Source organism: Planctomicrobium limosum, assembly GCF_051465645.1.
Classification (GTDB): Bacteria; Planctomycetota; Planctomycetia; order Planctomycetales; family Planctomycetaceae; genus Planctomicrobium.
Genome location: NZ_CP195790.1, coordinates 3,660,885 through 3,681,751, shown reverse-complemented (window position 1 = coordinate 3,681,751; position 20,867 = coordinate 3,660,885). Strand labels below are relative to the sequence as shown.

The 20,867-nt window shown below is 53.6% G+C and carries 14 protein-coding genes and 1 tRNA gene; 8 read left to right on the top strand and 7 right to left on the bottom strand.

Features of this window, described 5'->3' with window-relative positions:
• Positions 1-82 precede the first annotated feature (82 nt).
• From SH527x_RS13970 to SH527x_RS13960, 3 genes are all read left to right on the top strand, one after another.
• Positions 83-1,819 (top strand): serine/threonine protein kinase, encoded by a 1,737-nt coding sequence (locus tag SH527x_RS13970; RefSeq protein ID WP_437191288.1) that lies wholly within the window; start codon positions 83-85, stop codon positions 1,817-1,819.
• 50 nt (positions 1,820-1,869) lie between these two features.
• On the top strand, positions 1,870-2,451 hold the full coding sequence (locus SH527x_RS13965) for a DJ-1/PfpI family protein (protein ID WP_437194631.1): 582 nt from the start codon (positions 1,870-1,872) through the stop codon (positions 2,449-2,451).
• Between the two features lie 83 nt (positions 2,452-2,534).
• Positions 2,535-2,996: a DUF423 domain-containing protein gene (locus SH527x_RS13960; protein ID WP_437191287.1), complete on the top strand. Its 462-nt coding sequence runs from the start codon at positions 2,535-2,537 to the stop codon at positions 2,994-2,996.
• Between the two features lie 63 nt (positions 2,997-3,059).
• Here SH527x_RS13960 and uvrB read toward each other — a convergent pair whose 3' ends face one another.
• Positions 3,060-5,177: an excinuclease ABC subunit UvrB gene (gene uvrB, locus SH527x_RS13955; protein WP_437191286.1), complete on the bottom strand. Its 2,118-nt coding sequence runs from the start codon at positions 5,175-5,177 to the stop codon at positions 3,060-3,062.
• Positions 5,178-5,428: 251 nt separating this feature from the next.
• Here uvrB and SH527x_RS13950 point away from each other — a divergent pair, with 251 nt between their 5' ends.
• A complete protein-coding gene (locus tag SH527x_RS13950; protein ID WP_437191285.1) occupies positions 5,429-5,797 on the top strand; it encodes a hypothetical protein in 369 nt (122 codons plus the stop codon).
• A gap of 102 nt (positions 5,798-5,899) precedes the next feature.
• Complete coding sequence (locus tag SH527x_RS13945) at positions 5,900-6,703, top strand: phosphorylase family protein (RefSeq protein WP_437191284.1); 804 nt, start codon at positions 5,900-5,902, stop codon at positions 6,701-6,703.
• A 93-nt stretch (positions 6,704-6,796) separates the two neighbouring features.
• On the opposite strand, the gene SH527x_RS13940 is transcribed toward SH527x_RS13945, so the two are convergent.
• A complete protein-coding gene (locus tag SH527x_RS13940) occupies positions 6,797-9,337 on the bottom strand; it encodes an ATP-dependent Clp protease ATP-binding subunit (protein WP_437191283.1) in 2,541 nt (846 codons plus the stop codon).
• A 403-nt stretch (positions 9,338-9,740) separates the two neighbouring features.
• Positions 9,741-10,343 carry a transcriptional repressor LexA gene (lexA, locus tag SH527x_RS13935; protein ID WP_437191282.1) on the bottom strand — a complete coding sequence of 201 codons (603 nt, stop codon included), beginning with the start codon at positions 10,341-10,343 and terminating at the stop codon, positions 9,741-9,743.
• A gap of 585 nt (positions 10,344-10,928) precedes the next feature.
• Here lexA and SH527x_RS13930 point away from each other — a divergent pair.
• Together SH527x_RS13930 and SH527x_RS13925 are read left to right on the top strand one after the other, a co-directional pair.
• Positions 10,929-11,987, top strand: a complete 1,059-nt coding sequence (locus SH527x_RS13930) for a DUF1207 domain-containing protein (protein ID WP_437191281.1) — start codon at positions 10,929-10,931, stop codon at positions 11,985-11,987.
• A gap of 280 nt (positions 11,988-12,267) precedes the next feature.
• Positions 12,268-12,351 (top strand) — tRNA-Leu (locus SH527x_RS13925).
• A gap of 171 nt (positions 12,352-12,522) precedes the next feature.
• Here SH527x_RS13925 and mtnA read toward each other — a convergent pair.
• The 4 genes from mtnA to SH527x_RS13905 all read right to left on the bottom strand — a co-directional run bounded on the left by mtnA (position 12,523) and on the right by SH527x_RS13905 (position 16,923).
• A complete protein-coding gene (gene mtnA, locus SH527x_RS13920; protein WP_437191280.1) occupies positions 12,523-13,584 on the bottom strand; it encodes an S-methyl-5-thioribose-1-phosphate isomerase in 1,062 nt (353 codons plus the stop codon).
• Positions 13,585-13,723: 139 nt separating this feature from the next.
• Complete coding sequence (locus tag SH527x_RS13915) at positions 13,724-14,968, bottom strand: FAD-binding oxidoreductase (protein ID WP_437191279.1); 1,245 nt, start codon at positions 14,966-14,968, stop codon at positions 13,724-13,726.
• 538 nt (positions 14,969-15,506) lie between these two features.
• Positions 15,507-16,657, bottom strand: a protein-coding gene (locus SH527x_RS13910) for an IS3 family transposase (protein WP_437191278.1) whose coding sequence is annotated in 2 segments (ribosomal slippage) — positions 15,507-16,390 and positions 16,390-16,657 — 1,152 coding nt in all. Because the reading frame shifts where the segments join, the coding sequence is not laid out codon by codon here.
• Between the two features lie 32 nt (positions 16,658-16,689).
• Positions 16,690-16,923 carry a hypothetical protein gene (locus SH527x_RS13905; RefSeq protein WP_437191277.1) on the bottom strand — a complete coding sequence of 78 codons (234 nt, stop codon included), beginning with the start codon at positions 16,921-16,923 and terminating at the stop codon, positions 16,690-16,692.
• 640 nt (positions 16,924-17,563) lie between these two features.
• Here SH527x_RS13905 and SH527x_RS13900 point away from each other — a divergent pair.
• Positions 17,564-20,839: a hypothetical protein gene (locus SH527x_RS13900; RefSeq protein ID WP_437191276.1), complete on the top strand. Its 3,276-nt coding sequence runs from the start codon at positions 17,564-17,566 to the stop codon at positions 20,837-20,839.
• The last annotated feature ends 28 nt before the right edge of the window (positions 20,840-20,867 follow it).

The window sequence follows — 20,867 nt, the reverse complement described above, 5'->3', positions numbered from 1 at the left end:
GGCAGGCGTTCGGTTCTCTGGTGGCGTGCTGGGCTCGTGTGGCTATGATTGAGGTAACAAGTTTACTGACGAACGGCTGATCATGGTGACTTCGAACCAGACCGACAGCGGCGTGGAAAATACGGTCATGATGCCCGCACTGGCATCTGGACCCAAAGCGAACCCGCCTGCCGCCTCCCCTGCACAAGGGAAGCCGGTGGCCTTTGTTGAAGGAAGTCGCCCTGATTTCTCTAGCGAAACCAACAATCTGCTACGAGGTAGGCTACGGCAAGTCGCGCTGATTTTGAGCTTGGGATACAGTGCCTTTCTGCTCAAATCCTGGATTTTTCCGTCTTATGACCCCAACGAAGCAACGCGGTTTTGCTTCGCTCTGATGGTGGTCGTTACAGCATTCATCGGACTCATCGCCTACCGGCTCTGTATCGAGTGCCAGTACGCCCTGCAGAAATTACGAACTGTCGAGAATCTGATTTTCGGTTCTTCGGCAATTTTGTTCGTTGCGGTTGGGTACGCGAATCTCGTTTCGACAGCTGAAGATGGATACCTGATCAATATCAGCCCGCCATGGATGATATTGATCTTCACTTATGTCCTCTTCATCCCGGCGACATTCCAACGGTCATTGTGGACGATTATTCCCTTGGCATTTGGTCCGTGGACCAGTCTGTGTCTGGCATGGCTGACTCATCCTGAAGTGAAGGCGCTGATTGATAACACAACGGATTTTCACCATGTGTTTCTCGAAGCATTCATGGGAATGGCATTCACTTCGGCGTTAGCGATTGGAGGCGTTCGTCAAATCAGGTCGTTGCGGACTCAGGCCTTCGAAGCACAGCAACTCGGGCAGTACCGTCTCAAGCGTCTACTGGGCCGTGGCGGGATGGGCGAGGTCTATCTTGCGGAACACTTGATGCTGAAACGCCCTTGTGCGGTGAAGATCATTCGACCAGAGAAAGCCGGTGATCCAGCAACGCTCGCTCGATTTGAACAGGAAGTTCAGGCAACCGCCAAGCTGACACACTGGAACACCGTCGAGATCTATGACTTTGGGCGGACCGATGACGGTACGTTCTATTATGTGATGGAATATCTTCCCGGCATGAGTCTCGACCAGATTGTCGACATGCATGGGCCGTTGCCGCCTGAACGTGTGATTCACCTGCTCGCGCAAACATGCGACGCTCTCGCAGAAGCCCATGGACAATGCCTCGTTCACCGAGACATCAAGCCCGCCAATATCTTCGCTGCGAAACGTGGTGGAGCTTACGACGTTGCCAAGCTGCTCGACTTCGGTCTGGTGCGGTCACTTGCTTCGGATGCAGCCCCTCACCTGACGCAGGAGAGCGTCGTCACCGGGTCTCCGTTGTATATGTCTCCAGAGCAGGCCCGCGGAGATGATGTGGATGGGCGAAGCGATATCTATGCGTTGGGCTGCGCCGCGTACTTCATGCTTTCGGGGAAGACTCCGTTTCAGGAAGACAAAGCAATCAAGCTGCTGCTGGCCCACGCTCAAAAAGTCCCTGAACGACTTGCCATCTTGAATCCGTCGATTCCCGCCGATTTGGAACAGGTCGTCATGAAGTGCCTGGAGAAGTTGCCAGAGGACCGGTTTCAGTCGGTGTTAGAACTGCGGGAAGCATTATTGAACTGCAGCATCGATGGTGCCTGGACTCGTACCAGAGCCGTTGAATGGTGGCAGGCAAATGGATGTCCGCAGAAGCGTGAACTCGACCATTTCGTCAGTCAGGGAATCGATCTTAATCACCGTTCACAGTTGCAGGAGGAAACATCTGCAATGAACACATGCGTCAAGATCTGACACATGTTCGGGAACGGATCGACACTTCAGACTTCACTCCAGGAATCGCAATGCCCGCTAAAAGAATTCTTGCAATCGCAGGTGATTACGTCGAAGACTATGAGTTGATGGTCCCGTTTCAGGCCTTGCTGATGCTGGGATATACCGTCGATGTCGTCTGTCCCGACAAGAAGGCAGGCGACCAGATTCGGACTGCAATTCACGACTTCGAAGGGGATCAGACCTATTCTGAAAAGCGTGGGCACAATTTCACTTTGAATGCGACCTTCGATTTCAGCCCCCCTGAGTCCTACGACGCACTGCTGATCCCCGGCGGTCGCTCCCCGGAGTATCTGCGGCTGAATTCCCGAGTCATCGAAATCGTGCAGCACTTTGATCAGGCGAAGAAGCCGATCGCTGCGATTTGTCATGGTGCACAATTACTGGCCGCTGCAGGCGTTCTCAAAGGACGCTCATGTACGGCATACCCGGCCTGTGGACCAGAGGTCACGCTGGCTGGTGGGACCTACGTGAGTTGTGATGTGACTGCAGCCCATGTTGATGGCAATCTTGTGACCTCACCAGCATGGCCGGGGCATCCACAATGGCTCGCAGCCTTTGTGAAAGTTCTCGGTGCGAAGATCGAAATCTAGTCCGGTTCGGTCTCTCAGTTGCCCGCTCTGCCGGATTTTCAGCGGGTTCACGAGGAAACTTCTGATCAGAAATCGAGTGAGTGATGGCGAGCAATTGCGGAACATGTTGGATTCGAATCGGTGCCGTTTGTGCTGCGCTGTCAGTGGTCCTGGGAGCGTTTGCAGCTCACGGGCTCGGAGATTTTCTGTTGAAGAAATATGACGGCCAGACACACACAGTGCTCGGCGAAGTCATTCCCAGCGCTGCGAAGTACCTGAAAGACTTCAAAACAGCAGCGGAATACCAGATGTATCATTCCATCGCTGTTTTGATCGTTGGGATCTTGGCTCTGCAGCGACCATCTCGACTGTTGAACATCGCTGGTTGTTCGTTCGTCGGAGGGATGCTGCTCTTCTCTGGGAGTCTCTATCTTCTGGTGCTTACCGGAACTCGCTGGCTGGGGGCGATTACGCCACTCGGCGGTGTTCTCTTCATTATTGGCTGGGTGCTGCTTGCGTGCTCCGCGAAAGCTGTCTGTGCGCCATGTGTGAGCAAGCCTGAGTAACGAAAATGAGCGCCTGATTTGGAAGCAGGCGCTCATCAACGGCATAGGTCATTGAGGGAAAAGTTATTCTCCACGCGGGCGAGGAGTTCGCCCTCGCCCTCCTTTGCCGCGCCCCTTCCCTTTCCCTTTGCGTCCACGCTCGCCTCGACCAGACGACGTTGCGAAACCTGGTGAATCTTCATCGCCAATGGTGGCGGTTCCGTTTCCAGCAGCCAGGCGACGCTGCAAATCGGTAATTCGGTCTCGTAGCGTTGCTGCTCGTTCGAATTCCAGATTCTCTGCCGCTGCCATCATCTCGCGTTCGAGCTCGGCGATATATTCCTGCGTGACATACTGCGCCTCGCTTCCCACACCAGAAGCGCTTCGTTCGATTGTTCGTGCAGAGATCTCGTCTTCGATCCCCCGACGAATCGCCTTCTTGATCGTCTCTGGAGTAATCCCGTGCTCTTTGTTGTACGCCAGCTGCAGTTCACGACGTCGGTTCGTTTCATCGAGTGCCCGTTGCATGCTCTGGGTGACTCGATCTGCATACATGATCACTTCTGCATTGACGTTTCGTGCAGAACGTCCGATCGTCTGAATCAAACTTGTCTCACTACGCAGGAAGCCTTCTTTGTCTGCATCAAGGATACAGACGAGTGAGACTTCAGGCAGGTCGAGACCTTCTCGCAACAGGTTGACTCCGACCACCGCGTCGAACTTTCCTTCACGGAGTTCTCGCAGCACTTCGACTCGTTCGATCGCGTCGAGCTCACTGTGCAACCACTCGCAACGAATCCCCTCCTCTTTCAAATAAGAGACCAGGTCTTCTGACAGGCGTTTGGTCAGTGTTGTAATCAGGGTTCGTTCACCGCGCTCGGTACGAATGCGGATCTGTTCGATCAGGTGCGGAACCTGCCCTCGTGCGGATTGAATAGTGACAATTGGGTCAACCAGCCCGGTCGGACGAATGATCTGTTCGATGATCTCGCCTTCCGACTGTTCGAGTTCCCAGTCGGCAGGGGTCGCAGAAACGAAGATCGCCTGATCGCGCCTCTGGTTCCATTCATCGAATTTCAAAGGCCGGTTATCGAGCGCCATGGGCAGACGGAACCCGTGGTCGACGAGGGTGCGTTTGCGAGCCTGATCGCCGTTATACATCGCCCGCACTTGGGGAACGGACTGGTGCGATTCGTCGACGACCAGCAGGAAATCGTCAGGAAAGAAGTCGTACAACGTCGCCGGAGGGTCGCCTGCTTTTCGTTTTGCCAAAGCACGCGAATAGTTTTCAATCCCGGGACAGAACCCAGTTTCCTTCAGGAGCTCCATGTCATATCTGGTCCGTGCGGAGAGTCGTTGCGCTTCAAGCAGTTTGCCTTCCTTCTGGAACACCGCGAGTTGCTGATTCAACTCCTCCTGGATTTCAGACATCGCCTCATCAATGCGGCTTTGCGGCAACACGAAGTGCTTCGCCGGATAAATGTAGATGTCCTGGAGCTGCTTGCTGCCGGTCCCGGTTAATGGATCGATGATCGAAAGTTTCTCGACCTCGTCTCCCCAGAGTTCAATCCGATAAGCGAACTCTTCATACGCCGGCCAGACTTCAATGACGTCTCCCCGAACGCGGAATTTACTGCGCTGGAAATCAAAGTCAGCGCGGTCGTATTGAATGTCGACCAGCTTGAGCAACAGCTTGTCTCGATCAACTGTTTGACCGACCTGCAATGGCACCATCATCGCGAGGTAATCTTTGGGAGAACCCAGCCCGTAAATGCACGAGACACTCGCAACGACAATCACATCGCGACGTGAAACGAGCGCACTGGTGGCAAGCAACCGCAGGCGATCGATTTCCTCGTTGATACTGGCATCTTTTTCAATGTAGATGTCGCGCTGAGGAATGTACGCTTCTGGCTGGTAATAGTCGTAATAGCTGACAAAGTAAGTGACAGCGTTGTTCGGGAAGAACTCTTTGAATTCCCCGTAGAGCTGGGCCGCGAGAGTTTTGTTGTGAGCCAAGACCAGAGTGGGCCGCTGCACACGTTGAATGACATTGGCAATCGTGAACGTTTTTCCTGTTCCGGTCGCCCCAAGCAGGACTTGCGATCGCTTCTTTTCCTCAAGCCCGCGAACAAGCGTTTCAATTGCTTTCGGCTGATCTCCTCCGGGGGCAAATTCGGAAACGAGTTCAAAAGCAGGCATGATTCACTCTGTCGTCGGTCTTTTCGGTGTGCAAAATTCTTTCCCTGTACAGTATACACATGGACAGACGTGTTGGCGATACGGGCCGGTTGTCGTTCCTGATTCGCCGCGTTTTCAGTAGTTGTTGAGTGCCAGCGGATCAGCGATGATAGAAGAAGATGCCGTCGCTTCGATTGAGTTCGTGCGGTGACAGAAGTGACCGAGAGACGCAACACAATTTCTGAGACGGTCTGACGTGAAGGTTTCAGTTCATGGCAATGAAACGTGACTGGTTGCGAAACGCATTTGCAGTCAATCCACACATGGATCCTCCAACGGAAGAGCAGCGACAACTTGTCGAGAAGCTTTCCCGGGAGATCGTGAATCGTCACATGATTTCGCCGGCACTCGCTTTCCTCGAAATGTCGCGGCCTATGAATTTTCTGGGGGCACAAGCGATGCAGTTTTTCGCCCCGATCCTCACTACGATTTTTGATGCCAAGAGTTATGAGCAATTTACTCGCTTCCTTGAGCGTCGCGACGCGATAGATATCTGGTGCGACCAGATTGAAGAGATTGCCAACGAGTCGACTCAGCCACCTGCGGACAAAGGGGATTCGGAGTCCGAGTCAATCTCGTAGAGGCGTGGTCGAGGATCGCGCTCTTCAAGTGTTTTCAGAATTGCGGCCAACTTCCTGTCGGTGTTGAACCCGGTGCAAAGTGCTCTCGAATAGATCGTTTGAATGATGAATCAGTCCTCTGCTGTGAACTCGTCCGCTCCAATGGGGGAAACTGGTGAGCCGATCATCGGTGTGGTCTGCGCGTTGCACCTTGAAGTCAGCTCGTTTCTGGATCGCGTCAAGAAGCTCCATACCCAGTCGGGCAACGGGTTCCATTTCCGTGGGTGTCAGTGGAAAGGGACTGCAATCTGCGTTGTTGATGGCGGGACCGGTGCGTCTCGTGCCAGACAAGCGACGCAGGCGCTTATCGATGCATTTCGCCCACCATACGTCCTGTCCGTGGGGTTTTCAGGAGCACTGATCCCGGAACTGAAACGAGGCGACATTGTAGTCGCCGACGGCGTGACAAGCGCAGATGGCGAAACGCGACTCGCGATTGATTTGAAAATGCCGGCCGACCCGCAGCATGGTCTGCATGTCGGGCATCTTTGCATGACCGATCATATTGTGCGATTAGTGGAGGAGAAGAAGGCTCTCGCACAACGAACCGGAGCGATCGCTGTTGATATGGAATCGCTCGCAGTCGCTCAGGTGTGTCGGGAGCGCGGTACTCGATTTCTTTCTGTCCGAGCGATCAGCGATGATCTCTCCACTGACCTTCCGCCTGAAGTGCTGGCGATTCTTGGTCCGAAGGGAGCAGTCCGAGCCGGTGCATTGTTCGGATCGATCCTGAAGCGACCGGGCTGTGTGATGGATCTCTGGGGCCTTCGCGAGAATGCTCAGCTTGCGTCCGATCGGCTCGGTGCGTTTTTGCCTGGGATCATTGAGCAGCTTGCGGCATCATTGAAGACTCCAGCAAAGCAATAAGAACAAAGCCGCCCGATGTGATTACTCAACATCGGGCGGCTTTAACTTTGAAATTGCAACGATTTCGAATCTGAAAGCGTTGCTGATTGTCAATTACTTCGACTCTTCGCCTTCCGGGGCTCCGACTTCAGCGAGAGCTGGTTCAGCTGTCCCCTCAACGTATTCCCCGACGAACTCGAGTCGTTTCTCGCTGCCGACTTCGATGACTTTCACATTGATGTGATTCTTGCCATCGAAGACGCCCCGCAAGAGTTCTTCAGCAAGCGGATCCTCGACATAGATTTCGACTGCACGTCGCAGTGGGCGAGCACCGTAATCGGTGTGATCACGTTCGCTCTGCTCGGAGCGGCTCTTGTCGATGACCAGCTGCTTTGCTTCGTCTTGCAGTTCGAGGATCAGCCCACGTTCTTTCAAACGTTCGCGGACCTTCTTGAGTTCGTATTCGACGATGGTCTTCATGTCGAAGTCGGTCAACTTGTGGAAGACGACAACTTCATCAAGACGACCGATGAACTCAGGTTTGAACTGACGGCTGACTTCCGCCATGACGTTCTTCTTCATGTCGTCATGTGCGGCATCGCCAGCTTTGTTTCCGAACCCGAATGGAGGGCTCGAAATCGCCTTGGCTCCGACGTTCGTCGTCATGATCAGAATCACGTTCTTGAAGTCCACGCGACGGCCGAAGCTGTCGGTCAGGTGACCTTCTTCCATGATCTGCAACAGCATGTTGTAGATGTCTGGATGTGCCTTCTCGATTTCGTCGAGCAGCACAACAGCGTATGGACGACGGCGGATCTTCTCGGTGAGCTGACCACCTTCTTCATAACCGACGTATCCCGGAGGAGCCCCGATCAAACGGCTGATGTTATGCCGTTCCTGGTACTCGCTCATGTCGATCTGAATCAGCGATTCTTCATCACCGAACATGAATTCGGCGAGCGCTTTCGACAGCAATGTTTTTCCGACCCCGGTTGGCCCGGAGAACAGGAACGTTGCAGTCGGGCGCTTTGGATCTTTCAAACCACTGCGGCTACGGCGGACAGCTTTGGAAACGAGCTTGATGGCCTCGTCCTGACTGACAACACGCCTGTGCAGATAGTTTTCCATCTCCAGCAGACGAACAGTGTCTTCGCTCGACAGGCGTGTCAGCGGAACACCGGTCATCTTGGCGACGACTTCCGAGATCACTTCAGCGTCAACGACACCGTCAGTTTCCTGCGATTTTTGACGCCAGTCTCGGGTGATTGTTTCCTTCTTGCGTTTCAGTTTGTCGGCCTGATCACGCAGGGAGGCGGCTTTCTCGAAGTCCTGATTTGCAACCGCTTCTTCTTTGGCCGCATTCATTCGTTCGATGTCTTCTTCCAATTCTTTCAAATCGGGCGGACGAACCATCGACTTCAGACGAATGCGGGCACCCGCTTCGTCGATCACGTCGATCGCTTTGTCTGGAAGACAACGGCCTGTGATATATCGGGTCGACAACTCGACGGCAGCTTCAAGTGCATCGTCGGTGTACTGAACCTTATGGTGCGTCTCGTATCGATCCCGCAGACCTTTGAGAATCTCAACGGCCTGTGCTTTGCCTGGTGGATCGACCATGACCATCTGGAAGCGGCGTTCGAGAGCGGTGTCCTTCTCGATGTACTTACGGTACTCGTCGAGAGTCGTTGCTCCGATACATTGCAGTTCGCCGCGGCTCAACGCAGGCTTCAGGACGTTGGAAGCATCAATTGCCCCTTCAGCGCCCCCTGCTCCCACGAGAGTGTGCAACTCGTCGATGAAGAGGATGACGTTTTTGGCACGACGAACTTCGTTCATCACGGCTTTAATGCGCTCTTCGAACTGACCGCGGTACTTTGTTCCGGCCACCATCATGGCCAGGTCGAGTACAACGATGCGACGTTCACGGAGAATCTCTGGAACGTTACCGTCGACGACCAGTTGGGCGAAACCTTCGACGATCGCGGTCTTACCGACCCCGGCTTCCCCGAGAAGAACTGGATTGTTCTTCTGGCGACGGCAGAGAATCTGTGTGACGCGCTCGATCTCGTTGGCACGTCCAATCACTGGATCGAGTTTCCCCTGACGGGCCAACTCGGTCAGGTCGCGACCGAAGCTGTCGAGAGCGGGAGTTTTGCTTTTGCTGGTCTTACTGGCTGGCGCTCCGCCGCGTTCAGTCGGCTCTGCACCTTCGATCCCGTGGCCGAGGAGGTTCAGGACTTCTTCCCGAACGTCATCCAGCTTCAGACCAAGGTTCATCAGAACCTGAGCGGCGACGCCTTCCTGTTCACGCAGCAGGCCGAGCAACAGGTGCTCTGTCCCGACATAGTTATGGTTGAGGTTTCTGGCCTCTTCCATTGCGTATTCAATGACTTTCTTGGCGCGTGGAGTCTGTGGGAGTTTCCCCATCGTGACCAGATCCGGGCCGGACTGGACGATCTTTTCGACTTCCAGGCGAATTTTTCGCAGGTCGACATCAAGGTTCTTCAACACATTTGCGGCGACTCCGGAGCCCTCTTTGACGAGTCCCAACAGGATGTGTTCTGTCCCGATGTATTCGTGATTAAACCGCTGAGCCTCTTGGTTGGCCAGCTGCATCACCTTCCGGGCCCGATCGGTAAAACGCTCGTACATGACTTCCAACTCCTCTCTGGTCCCGCCGCGACCAGTGCCCCACTTCCCGATAATCAGTCTACTTGCCAACAACACAACAAGCGCTGCAGCAGCAAACTCACCCGAGAAGGTACTCGGCTTTCGTCAGCAACTCTGGATTCTAGTTTGCCTCTGAAAGAGCGACAAGATTTGCCTCGACCCGGTTAACAAATGTCGAGAGAATACTTGAAGATACAGATTTGGAAATCTTTTCCATTGATTGAAAAAACTGCCAGAAATTTCAGCCGATATGGCATCAGGACAGGGATATGGCAGGTTGTACACTGGTCAGTTCCGCCGGTCTGGCAGCTTTCCGGCGATTCCCGCTTCTGCTCCCTGAGTGATTTCCATTCAAAGAAATTTCGGAATTCCTGTTTTTCAATCCTTAGTATCTGCGGATCACACTCTGCAGGACACCTAGGATTTCAACGTGATCGCTATAGATCGGACGCATTGATGAGTTGGCAGGTTCCAGTCGAAACCGGCCATTTTCGCGATAAAAGCGTTTCAGCGTGGCGTCTTCACCGTCGACAAGCGCTGCGACGATTTCGCCGTCGCGAGCTGTCGGCTGTTTGCGAATGATGGCAAAGTCACCATCTGCAATATGATCTTCGATCATCGAATCGCCGCGGACTCGCAGGCAGAAAAGGTCGTCATCCTCAAAGAGGTCCGAAAACTCGACCTGCTCCCGGTCTTCGACGGCGAGTACCGGAGTTCCTGCGGCAATCTGGCCGGCATATGGCAGGCTGGTTTTGCCGCGGTGCAGCGACTCGGTGAGCTGGATGGCTCGGGACATGTTCTGTTCACGACTGATCAAGCCCTTCTTTTCCAGGGCTTTCAGGTGACACATCACGCCGTTCGGAGAGCGAATTTCAAATTGTGTCCCAATTTCCCGAACCGTAGGGCCATAGCCTCGATTCAGGATTCGGTCTTTGATGAATTCGTAGATCAGCAGTTGCCGATTCGTGAGTTTTGATTGGTCGGACACTTCGGAGTCTCCCGGAGTTTGTTGATTTGGAAGCACTGATTTGGTGCGACCACTCTGTTCTGACAGGTTTTTGAACAGCAACTGCAGGCTCGTTGACCTGCTCGCAACAAGTTCTTCAATCTGTCAATTCAGGTTCGATTCTCCACTCGGTATCAACTGCAGAACAGTTCAGCAGGAATTGATCCTGATTCGTGTGATCTGCTGGTGCGAGTCGCGTGCGAAAAGTGCTTGTGTGTAAACCAGCTGTTTGGCTCTTATCGGCTCTATTTTCCAAGGCCGAGTCTCTGTCAGATAATGCTGTACAGAATACAACGTAATATACCAATGTGCAATGTTCATACGTATCGTATGAAATTCGTTGGGGTTTTATGGGCTTGAGTTTTTCTTTTCTCGTGGCGGTGGAATTTTCGGTTTCAGTTTGCGTAATCGGATCTTTTGGTACAGGTGGACCGGCGGGTTGTGGGTTGCAACTGTTTTAATTGTTGCAGAAGACAAAATTGGATTCTTTGGCCGATAGGGATTCTGGGCACGCGATGATCTCGCGAAGTAATAACGCACAGAACTCAGGGGTCGCCCGGCAGGATCATGTCCAGAGAACTTTGCCTAGCTGTGATTTGTCTTTCGCTCTTTGCGAACATTGGTACGACCAGTGTCGCCGGGGTGGGCGACTTTCAGTACGCCAACTTCACAGATGTCTCTCAATCTCCGGACTCAATATTTGGTGATCAGGGACGTCCAATTCCAGGACTTCCAGCCCCTCAGCCAGAGAGCGCTCCTCAGACGTTACCGGCAGAACTTTGGAGTGACGAAGCGGCTTTGAGTGAATACGTCGCTCAGCCACAAACCACGATTCAGATGTCTCCTGCTCAGTATGACACTGTTGTGGAAGAAACATGGCAGTTGATGCCAGAAGGGTTGCTCTATCATTCTTACCTCGCTGGTGAGAAAGAGCCGCGGTTTGCCGCTCAGTGGATGTGGGAGCAAAATCGTGGGCTCGTCTGGGAAACAGCGGTCGGGGGGCGTTGGGGGTTGTTCCGAAAAGGGACAGAAGGGCCGAACGGCGAAGGTTTTCAGTTCGACGTGATCGGCGGGGCTTTCGTCCGAATTGATCCGGAAGAAGAGTCAGATGTGGAAGCCGCAGACTTCAATGCAGGTTTTCTCGGGACCTGGCGAACCGGACGCTGGCGATTCAAGTTGGGATACAATCATTACAGCTGCCATGTTGGTGATGAGTACCTGATCAAGAATCCAACGTTTGTGCGTAATAATTACGTCCGGGATTCGATCCTCGGCGGTGTGATGTTTGATGTCACTCCGAAACTTCAGGTCTACGGAGAGGTCTATAACGCACTCGGAACCGGTGGATCGGCAGAACCTTGGGAACTGCAATTCGGGGTCCAGTATGCTCCTTCTTGTGAGACTGGATTTCGAGGGGCTCCGTTTTTCGCAGTCAACGGGCACTTGCGTGAAGAATACGACTTCGGCGGAAATGTGAACGCTCAGATTGGATGGGCCTGGCGGAGCGGACGTGCGAATCGTCTGTTTCGAGTCGGAGCTCAGCATTACAACGGGCAATCCATGCAATGGTCATTCGCTGATCGCTACGAGAACATGACCGGGATCGGGATGTGGTTCGACTATTAAGACCGATTTTTCCGGAGAGCTGTGGGGAAACATCAGCTTGAAAAGCGAAAACTGATCGGCCCAACGAAGCAATCGAGCTGCCCCTTTTCTGCCGGTCTGCCTGATCAGATTTGTTATTAGTGATGCGAAGCGTGAGTGTTGTGGCAGTCGTCGTGTCCGGTTGGTGACGGTATTTTGGGCGGATGTCTCCAGGAAATTGGCACTCGTTCAGGAATTTGAAGTAACAGGTGTCGCCATCAGTTGACCGCTTTCAGCGAATGGCTACACTTCCTCAACTGCCGCGGTCGTGGCGGAATTGGCAGACGCGCAAGATTCAGGTTCTTGTGTCCGAATGGACGTGGAGGTTCGACTCCTCTCGACCGCACTTTGAGAACACTTAGTGTTTTCATGAAACTAAAAGAGGCCTGTCTCAATTTGAGGCAGGCCTCTTTTTTTGTTGTCTTGTTCCCAGTTCAACGAAAGAAAGCGGCACGTCAGGCTGATTGCTCGCTGCCCGTGCCGCTTGAGTGAGTCGGTTTTCTCGAATCCGATTTCGCTAGAGAACTTTGCGAATCTCGGCTTCCGTCACAGGTTGGATGATTCCTTTTTCTGTGATGATGGCGGTGATCAGTTCTGCAGGAGCGACGTCGAAGGCCGGGTTGTAGACCTGCGTCCCTTCTGGAGCGGTTGCTTTTCCGAATCCGTTTGTGATTTCTTCGGCTGAACGCTGTTCAATCGGGATGTCTTCACCGGATGTCAGTGTCAGGTCGAAGGTGCTCGATGGAGCGGCCACGTAGAATGGAATTCCGTGTGCTTTTGCCAGCAACGCGACGGAATAGGTTCCGATCTTGTTAGCTGAGTCCCCGTTGGCTGCGATGCGGTCGGCACCAGTGATGACCGCTTGCACCCGCTTTTCTTTCATGACCCAGCCGGCCATGTTGTCGCAGATCAAAGTGACTGGAACTCCGCGCTGTTGGAGTTCCCAGGTGGTCAATCGAGCACCCTGCAGGAGCGGACGTGTTTCGTCGGCGTAAACCTGAATCTGCTTTCCTTCGGCGGCAGCTGCAAACATGACCGCGAGCGCAGTTCCGTCTCCGGCCGTTGCCAATCCACCGGCGTTGCAGTGAGTCAGAACCCCCATGCCATCCTTCAGGAGGGCGGCGCCGTGACGCCCGATCGCGGCGCACATTTCGCGGTCTTCGATCTCAATCGCCTTGGCTTCTTCGAGCAGACGCTGGTGCATTTCTCGTGGGGAGAGTGAACCGTTGCTGGCTGCGACGGCGTTAATGCGATCAAGTGCCCAGAACAGGTTGACAGCGGTTGGTCGACTCTCGGCAAGATACGTTGTGACTTCTTTGAGTCGAGCATTGAATGTCGTGCGATCGGCATCGGAAGACAGCGTCTGCAGGCCAATGACGACTCCATAGGCAGCGGCGCAACCGATGGCAGGTGCTCCGCGAACTCGCAGCTTCTTGATTGCTTCCCAGACAGCTTCAACGGTTTTGCAGTCAATTTCTTTGAACTCACCGGGGAGCAATGTCTGGTCAATCAGCGTCAGGTAGCCGGATTCATCGCCAATCCAGTGCATTGTTGCCGGAGGAGTCGTCTTCATATTCATTCCGTTTTTCCGTCAATTCAATTTCTGCGTCGGAAGCATGTGATGCAGTCGACGAGGCAAGTCAAAATCAATCTGGATATCAGAGGATTGCCTGATGCCAACGGTATGGCTAAATCGCTCTGAATTTCCCTCAGGGAGTTTACTTCAGGACTGGAGCGGGAGCAGAATCCCACATCCGGCCGGGGCTCAGGACATTCGCCGGATCAAACGCGGTTTTCAGGCGTTGATGCAGTGCGAGTTCAGCCGGTGATGTAGCGATTGCCTGCATCTGTGTTTTCCAGGCTGGGTCACAGTTCAAAAGTTGGAGTGATCCGCCAGCAGCTTCCACTGTCGTTTTCAACTGACGCATTAGCCCTGCAGCGGACTGTGCATCAGCATACTGGTCAGGGAGGTGGCCAATGAGGACTCCGTTTCCGGCGTGTGCCTGAACTGCGAGTCCGAGCTTTGATGTTTGTTCGAGGATTTGTGTTGTTCGGGATGGCAACACGGAGACCTGACAAGTCAGGGGATCGTCGGATGCGATCTGGAACTCGGTGAGTGATTGCCAGAACTGGTCCGCTGCCGCGCCAGAGAAGAGGTCAACCTGCGATTTGAAGATCGAAGAGAGTTCTGTCTTTGCGGTTGCTGTCTGCCAGTCGCACTCGGCCGAACCACCTTCATATCCGAGACACAGTAAGTAGTGTCCCGGCGGACTTTCGTACTGGGTTTCTTTTCGCAGGTTGCTGGCCGCAAGTGGATTCAACACGTCCAAGGCGACTGGTCGAGTTGCGGACGTGTTGAGGAGATTCAGTGCCTGAGTGACCTGCTCGATTGACTCTGTTGCAGCAACGACGAGATGGCGGCATTCGACCATCGGCTTGAGCTTCAGGGTGAGCTGAGTAATCACTCCAAGCGTTCCGTGAGAACCGGTCAGCAGTTTGCAAAGATCGTAACCGGCGACGTTCTTGACGACGCGTCCACCGGACGAAAACAGTCGTCCCTGGCCATCGACGGCAGAGATCCCGATGACATAGTCGCGGAAAGTTCCATATCCGTATCGACCAGGGCCAGATGTGTTCGCGGCAACTGCTCCGCCGATCGTCGCTCGATGTGATTGGGCGATATCAATCGGAAGTCGTTGTTTTTCTTTGGCGAGAACTTGCTGTAACTCATCGATACGCAAACCTGCTTCGACGGTGATCGTCATGTCGCGTGCAGGATAGTCGACGATTTTCTGGAGATCTGCTGTGGAGACAAGTATCGAATGAGCCGGGACCGGGCCCCCATAATGCAATGCTGTGCGTCCACCAACGGGAAGAAGTGGTGATTGCGCGCCCTTCGCATTTTCTGCCAGCATTCGCCCGAGTTCCAATGCGCCGGCAGGTCTCCATTCTGATGACGACACGATGTAGCAGCCTGTTAATGCCAGATCTCAATTGGGAATCACATTAAGATAGACAATGATGGCTCAACAGGCAGACTGCAAGGGACAATTTGTTCGAGAGATCATCATGGCGCCAGATCTTGGCAGGTGACACGACTGAGTCGGATTCTCACCGGAAATGACGGCAAATGAGTCTCTCTGGTGGGCCGAATTTGTTGATGCCCCGTCTCTGAAAACGATGTCGCGTTCGCAGGCACTGAGAGTCTTTCTCTTTGTGCCAGAGCGAACGCAACGTCAGGGCTGGAGATGGATAACGGAATTTCAGGTGGCCGGAGCTTTGCACACTCGCAGGTGTCTGTGTCTTTCCGTTCAGGCACAGGGCTGCATGGTCTTGCCATAATCCGACCTGAATTAGCGGTGATGGTGGTGGTGCCCATGTCCCCAGTGCCCATGACCTGGGCGGTGTCCCCAGTGTCCATGCCCCCAGTGTCCATGCCCCCAGTGTCCATGCCCCCAATGTCCATGGAGTTTCCCACGAATGGTGGGCGCTGGAAGGTGGTTATGCGGCCTCTGCGAACTGGACTGGGGTTTGATAGTTCAAGGCGGAGTGTCTGCGGATCCGGTTGTAGAACACTTCGATGTATTCAAACAGGCTCGCTCGAGCCTCTGCTCGGGTCTGATACTGCTCGTGATGCACCAATTCTTTCTTCAAGGTGGCGAAGAACGATTCCATCGGTGCATTATCATAACAGTTGCCTTTGCGACTCATTGAACACGTGATGCCATGTTCCTTGAGCAGTCTCTGGTAATGCTCACTCGCATACTGCACGCCACGGTCGGAGTGAGCCAGCAGTTCTTCTCCTGGACATTGACGAGCAATCGCCATTTCCAGAGCGTCGACCACCAGACGGCTGTCGATCTTCGCCGACATCGACCAGCCCACGATCTGTCGAGTGAATAAATCCTCCACGGCCGCCAGATATAACCAGCCTTCCTTCGTCGCCACGTAGGTGATGTCAGTAGTCCAGGTCTGATTCTGACCTGATGGCTGAAAGTCTCGATTCACAATGTTGGAAGCCACGGGATGAGCATGGTTGGAATCGGTCGTCCTCACACGGAACTTGCGATGCGATTTGGCTTGAATCCCAGCATTCCGCATGTATTTTGCCACGGTCTTGCGGTTGCAGCGATGACCTTGAGCAAGCAGTTCGGCATGCACTCGGGGGGAACCGTATGTTCGCCGACTGGTCTCGTGAACTTCACGAATCCGCTCCGTCAGCTCCGCACGACGCACAGCTGTGATGCCCTCTTCACGAGAGCACCAGGCATAGAACCCGCTTCGTGAAACTTGCAGCACACAACATTGCACCGAAACCGGCCACTGCTCACGATGATCGTCAATAAAGGAGTATCTCACTTGAGCTCCTTCGCGAAGAATGTGGCAGCTTTTTTTAAGATGTCCCTCTCCATCTTGAGCCGAGCATTCTCCTCCCGCAGACGTCGATTCTCTTCCTCCAGAGGAGCCAGTTGCCCCTTGCCAGGAAATGCCTGTTCTCCTTGAGACTCCAGTCGCCGCTGCCATTTGCGAATCGTGCTGGGATCAATCTCCAGACGCCGAGCCACTTCGGCTTGTGAAAGACCTTCACGCTGCATCAGCTGCAACGCGTCACGCTTGAACTCCGCTGTGAAAATACGACGACTCTGCGACATGCAATGCTCTCCTCACTGGGAATCATAAGGGCTTAACCCAGCGCCCACCATTCGTGGGAAACTCCACCATGTCCCCAGTGACCGTGACCCCAATGGCCATGCCCCCAGTGTCCGTGCCCGTGGCCCCAATGCCCGTGTCCCCAGTGACCATGATGATGACCGTGGTGATGACCGTGGGATCGGCGAGGTGAATGGGCCTCAGCTTGATTTGCGGTTGCAAAGAACAGCCCACCTAATGCAACGGCGATGATTGCGAACGTTTTCATTGTCTCTCTCCTTGAAAAGTCGTGAGTGACGACAGGTCCACGTGACCAGGCAGATTCAAATCAGCTTGCAAATCGACTCCGCTGCGTTTCGATCCGTGACAGGCTGGAGTGCAAGCTGTTTCTGTCGGCGTCTTGTGCTTCAGGAGAAATACACACTTCGTGCCACATTTTTATGAATGGTTGTAACCAGATTTATCGTCATGGTTTATGTGCTGTTATCTTTTCGAAAGATTTGCGAGCGTGTGTTGTAAAACTGACAATAGCGCCATCATTTCGAGGACGGTTTTGTAGTGAAAAGAGGTTGCTTATAGGTGTTGGAGGGAATTTGCTGCCGGAGAACCCTTCTTAATTGGTGCAGTCGTGAGCGTTTTGCGGTGTCAGCGTGGACTAACCGTTATCCCTTATCGAGTTTGTTTTACGCTCGATGCTTTTTCACAACATTTTTGGCGGCAACGGGGCGAGTTGTGAGCTAGAGGTTCAATATGCCGGAAAATACGCAGACCTTGCGTGCGTTTCTGTGAACTTCAGCCGAGTTTGAGTTATGTCGATGCCATCAATTTCAACATTTGGATCCGACCGAATTTCCGCGAGAAATTCGTCTGGGGCAAATTCGACTCTGCCAGGCATTCAATTAATCCCAGTGCGCCGGCATGCTGGCCGTCAGCCGATCTCGCTTGGCCCAGGGCGATATACAATCGGTTCCGGGGAACAGTGTCACATCGTTTTGCCGGAGACCGGGGTCGCGTCCCGACATTGCACTCTGGTTGTTGGCGAGTTCCAGAATATAGTCAAAGCCTGGTCGCCATTGACGTGGATTAACGATGGGGTCTTGACTGAAGGTTCGCTGCGAATCGGTGATCGTCTGATTGTTGGCCCTGTGGAATTTCGGGTTGCTCAGAGAGATGCAGAGGCGACAAATTCGCAGAGAGTTCCCGCATCACCAAAATTGGATTCGGAGGCACTTCTCAGTGAGGCGCTCTTTGGAAAATCGCCCAGGCAGACAGGCGACGTGCGACGGAAGGAGCAGTTGGAAGAGTTGCTCAGTGCGGTTCAGGCTGCGTTAAATGACGTGCTCGAACGGGAACGGGTCGTGCGAGACAATCTTACGCATGATCGAATGATTCTTTCGCATCGCAATGAAGAATTGTCTCAGCAGTGGGAGCTGTTGAATGACGCCCGAGCACGCTTGTTAGCAGCCGCTCCCCAAGGGGCAGAAGACGAGACCCGTCACTCAGAAGCAGAGCGTGAACTGGCTCAGTTTCAGAGATTGCTGGATGACCGGCATGCGGAACTGGCTCGACGTGCGACGGAACAGACACGAATTCATCGACTGCTGAAGTTCCGCATCAATGATTTCAATCAGCGTCAGGATGGACTCGCATCACAACTGTCAGAAATTGAGAATCGTGAAATCGGTTGCCGCAATTTGCTTGCGAGAAACGATGCTCAGTTTCGACAGCTCAAGTCGAGAACCGTTGATCTTGATCGTCGGGAAGAAGAAATTCATCGCCGTCTTGCAGGCATTGCTGAGCTCACCAGGCAGAGCGAAGTTCAGGCGCTCAATTTCAAGCAGGAGCAGGAACAATGGAATCAGGTTTCCGAGAACCGCAAGAACCTGCTTGATGAACTTGAGCAAACTCTGCTTTTTCGAGCTCAATCCATTGGGGAGGAAGAGTCGCAGCTGGCGATTCTCAAAGACGAAATTGGCGAACAGAAGAAAACGCTCGACGCTCAAGTTGCGAGTGTTGAACAGCGTGCGAAAGCGAATGAAAGCGTTTCAGGTGAATTGCGCCTGCGAGAACTGAAGCTGGAGAATGAGCTTCAAACCCTGGAAGCACTTCGGGGGGCATTTGCACAAGAACAAGCCGAGCTGGCGCAATCTCAACTGCGTCTGGAAGAAGCGGATCTGGAATTGAAAGAGCAATTCGCTCGGTTCAGTTCAAAAGTGACTGAGTTTCAGGCTCGCGAACAGAAGTTGTCGCAGCGCGAATCCGAGCTGCAGATCCAACTGGAAAAGCTGCAGGAAAGTCAACGGAACTTTCAACTTAATGAACAGCAACGGACTTCTGAGCATGTGACCGAGGCGGACCGGCTGAATCGAGAGCTGCAACGGATCGCTGTGCAGCGAGATGAGTTGAAGACCGAGGCGCTGCGGATCGAACAGCTCAAATCCGAATTGGAATCACGGACACTCTCGCTCGACGCCCAGTCAGAGCAGATTCGTTTGCGGGAAGAGCGCGTTGCAACTCAAGAAGCAGAGTTCCAGGAGAAGCAGGCTCGGCGGTTGCAGCTGCAAGAGGACCAGCAACTCAATTCAGCGGAGCTTCAGAAATCCCTTTCGGAACTGGCTGCTCAAAAGATGGAATTGGAGCAGGAACGCGAGGCTGTCGAAATTCGTCAGGCCGAAATCGACGCGGAGCAGCAGAACTTTGTTCGATTGCGGAGCGAGATCGCGGCGGAACGAAGTCGCGACGAATATGATCGTGAGCAACTGCAAATCCGCCGACAGTTGCTCGATCAGGAACAGGAAGGTCTGTCGAAGATTCAGCAGGAGCTTGAAGCGCTCCGCGAACAGTTGAATCAGGAACGGACCGAGTTCAAGTTCTTGACTGAGAGTCGGGCACTCGAACAGCAAGAGAGCGAGCAGCAGACTCGTCAATTGGAGTCCTCGCAAAACGAAATCAACGCCGCTCTGGAGGAAAAGCTAGGGCACGCTGAAGCCGCGAAGAGCCAACTTGAATCTGAGTTAACTCAACTTCGACGCCAACTCGCGGATATGCAGCAGGCGAGTGTCGTCCTGAATGCAAAGTTCGAGGAGCAGCGTTCTACTCTGGGTGATCGTGACCGCGCTCTCGTCGATTTACAGGTTCAATTACAGCAGTTGGAAGAGCAGGCAAACTACCTGACATCCGAGTCCGAGGATCCTGTCAGGACTTCGTTCGACAAACGTGGCATCGGGGACGTCGAGGAAGATGAACCAGGGCATCGCGATGATTTTGATGTTGAGGATCTGCCTGTCTCGCCGTTGCTGAGAAGTCTCTTCAAGTCGAACTCAACGGATCAGCAGTGTTCACTGAATGTTCGGGAGACTGGCGAACATCATGACGAAGAGTCAGGTGAGAGCGGACATCAACTTGACGATGCAGATGAAAAGGCGCTGCAACTGCGGAGTCAGTTGGCCAGTTTGTTCGGTCTCGATTCGAAAACGGAGTCGCATGAAAATGGGAATGAGCCGCGTGAGTCGGCTTTAGACGATCGTGCTGAAGTATTGCGGGAGACTGTTCTTCCACAACAATCGCAGTCGACACAAGTGGAAAGTTCGGCAGCAGAGGATGACGGCGACCTTGGGATTGAGCAGTACATGCAGCTGTTGCTGGCAAGATCCCGACCGGGCGGGCAGGATGTCCCTGAGGTGATCAAAGCAGCGTCTTCGAATTATGTTTCAACGGGGCAAGCCAAAGTCGTCAGTCACGAAGAGAAGGAAGATTTTGGGGAGGAGGCCCCTGCTCCGGCTCGCCGCACTCGAAAGCTGGTGTCTGGAGAGAAGGAATCAATTCGGGCGGATATCCATTCGTTTCGTGAATTGGCCAATTATTCCGCCAGAACAGCGGTGGCTGTCTCGCGTGTGAAACGCCGTTCGGCGCAAGGACACGTGATGATGGGCATCAGTGTCGTTGGGTGGATTGCCACCGCGGCATTGCTGGCCGGGGTCTTTGCGCTCCGACTGCCATTGCTTCCAGAGGCCGGAATTACAGGAGGCGTATCGTTTCTATTGACCTGTCTGGCAAGTATCCGAATCTGGGAAGCAAAACAGATGGCGGCCTTACCAGCGTTGAATTTGGGAAAGTCAGCCTCATCGGATGGGGTGGCCGACGTGAGCCCAGAATCTGGCGAATTTGGGAACGATGCTTGCTGATGTGTTTAAGTTGTTGTCATTGTTGTGA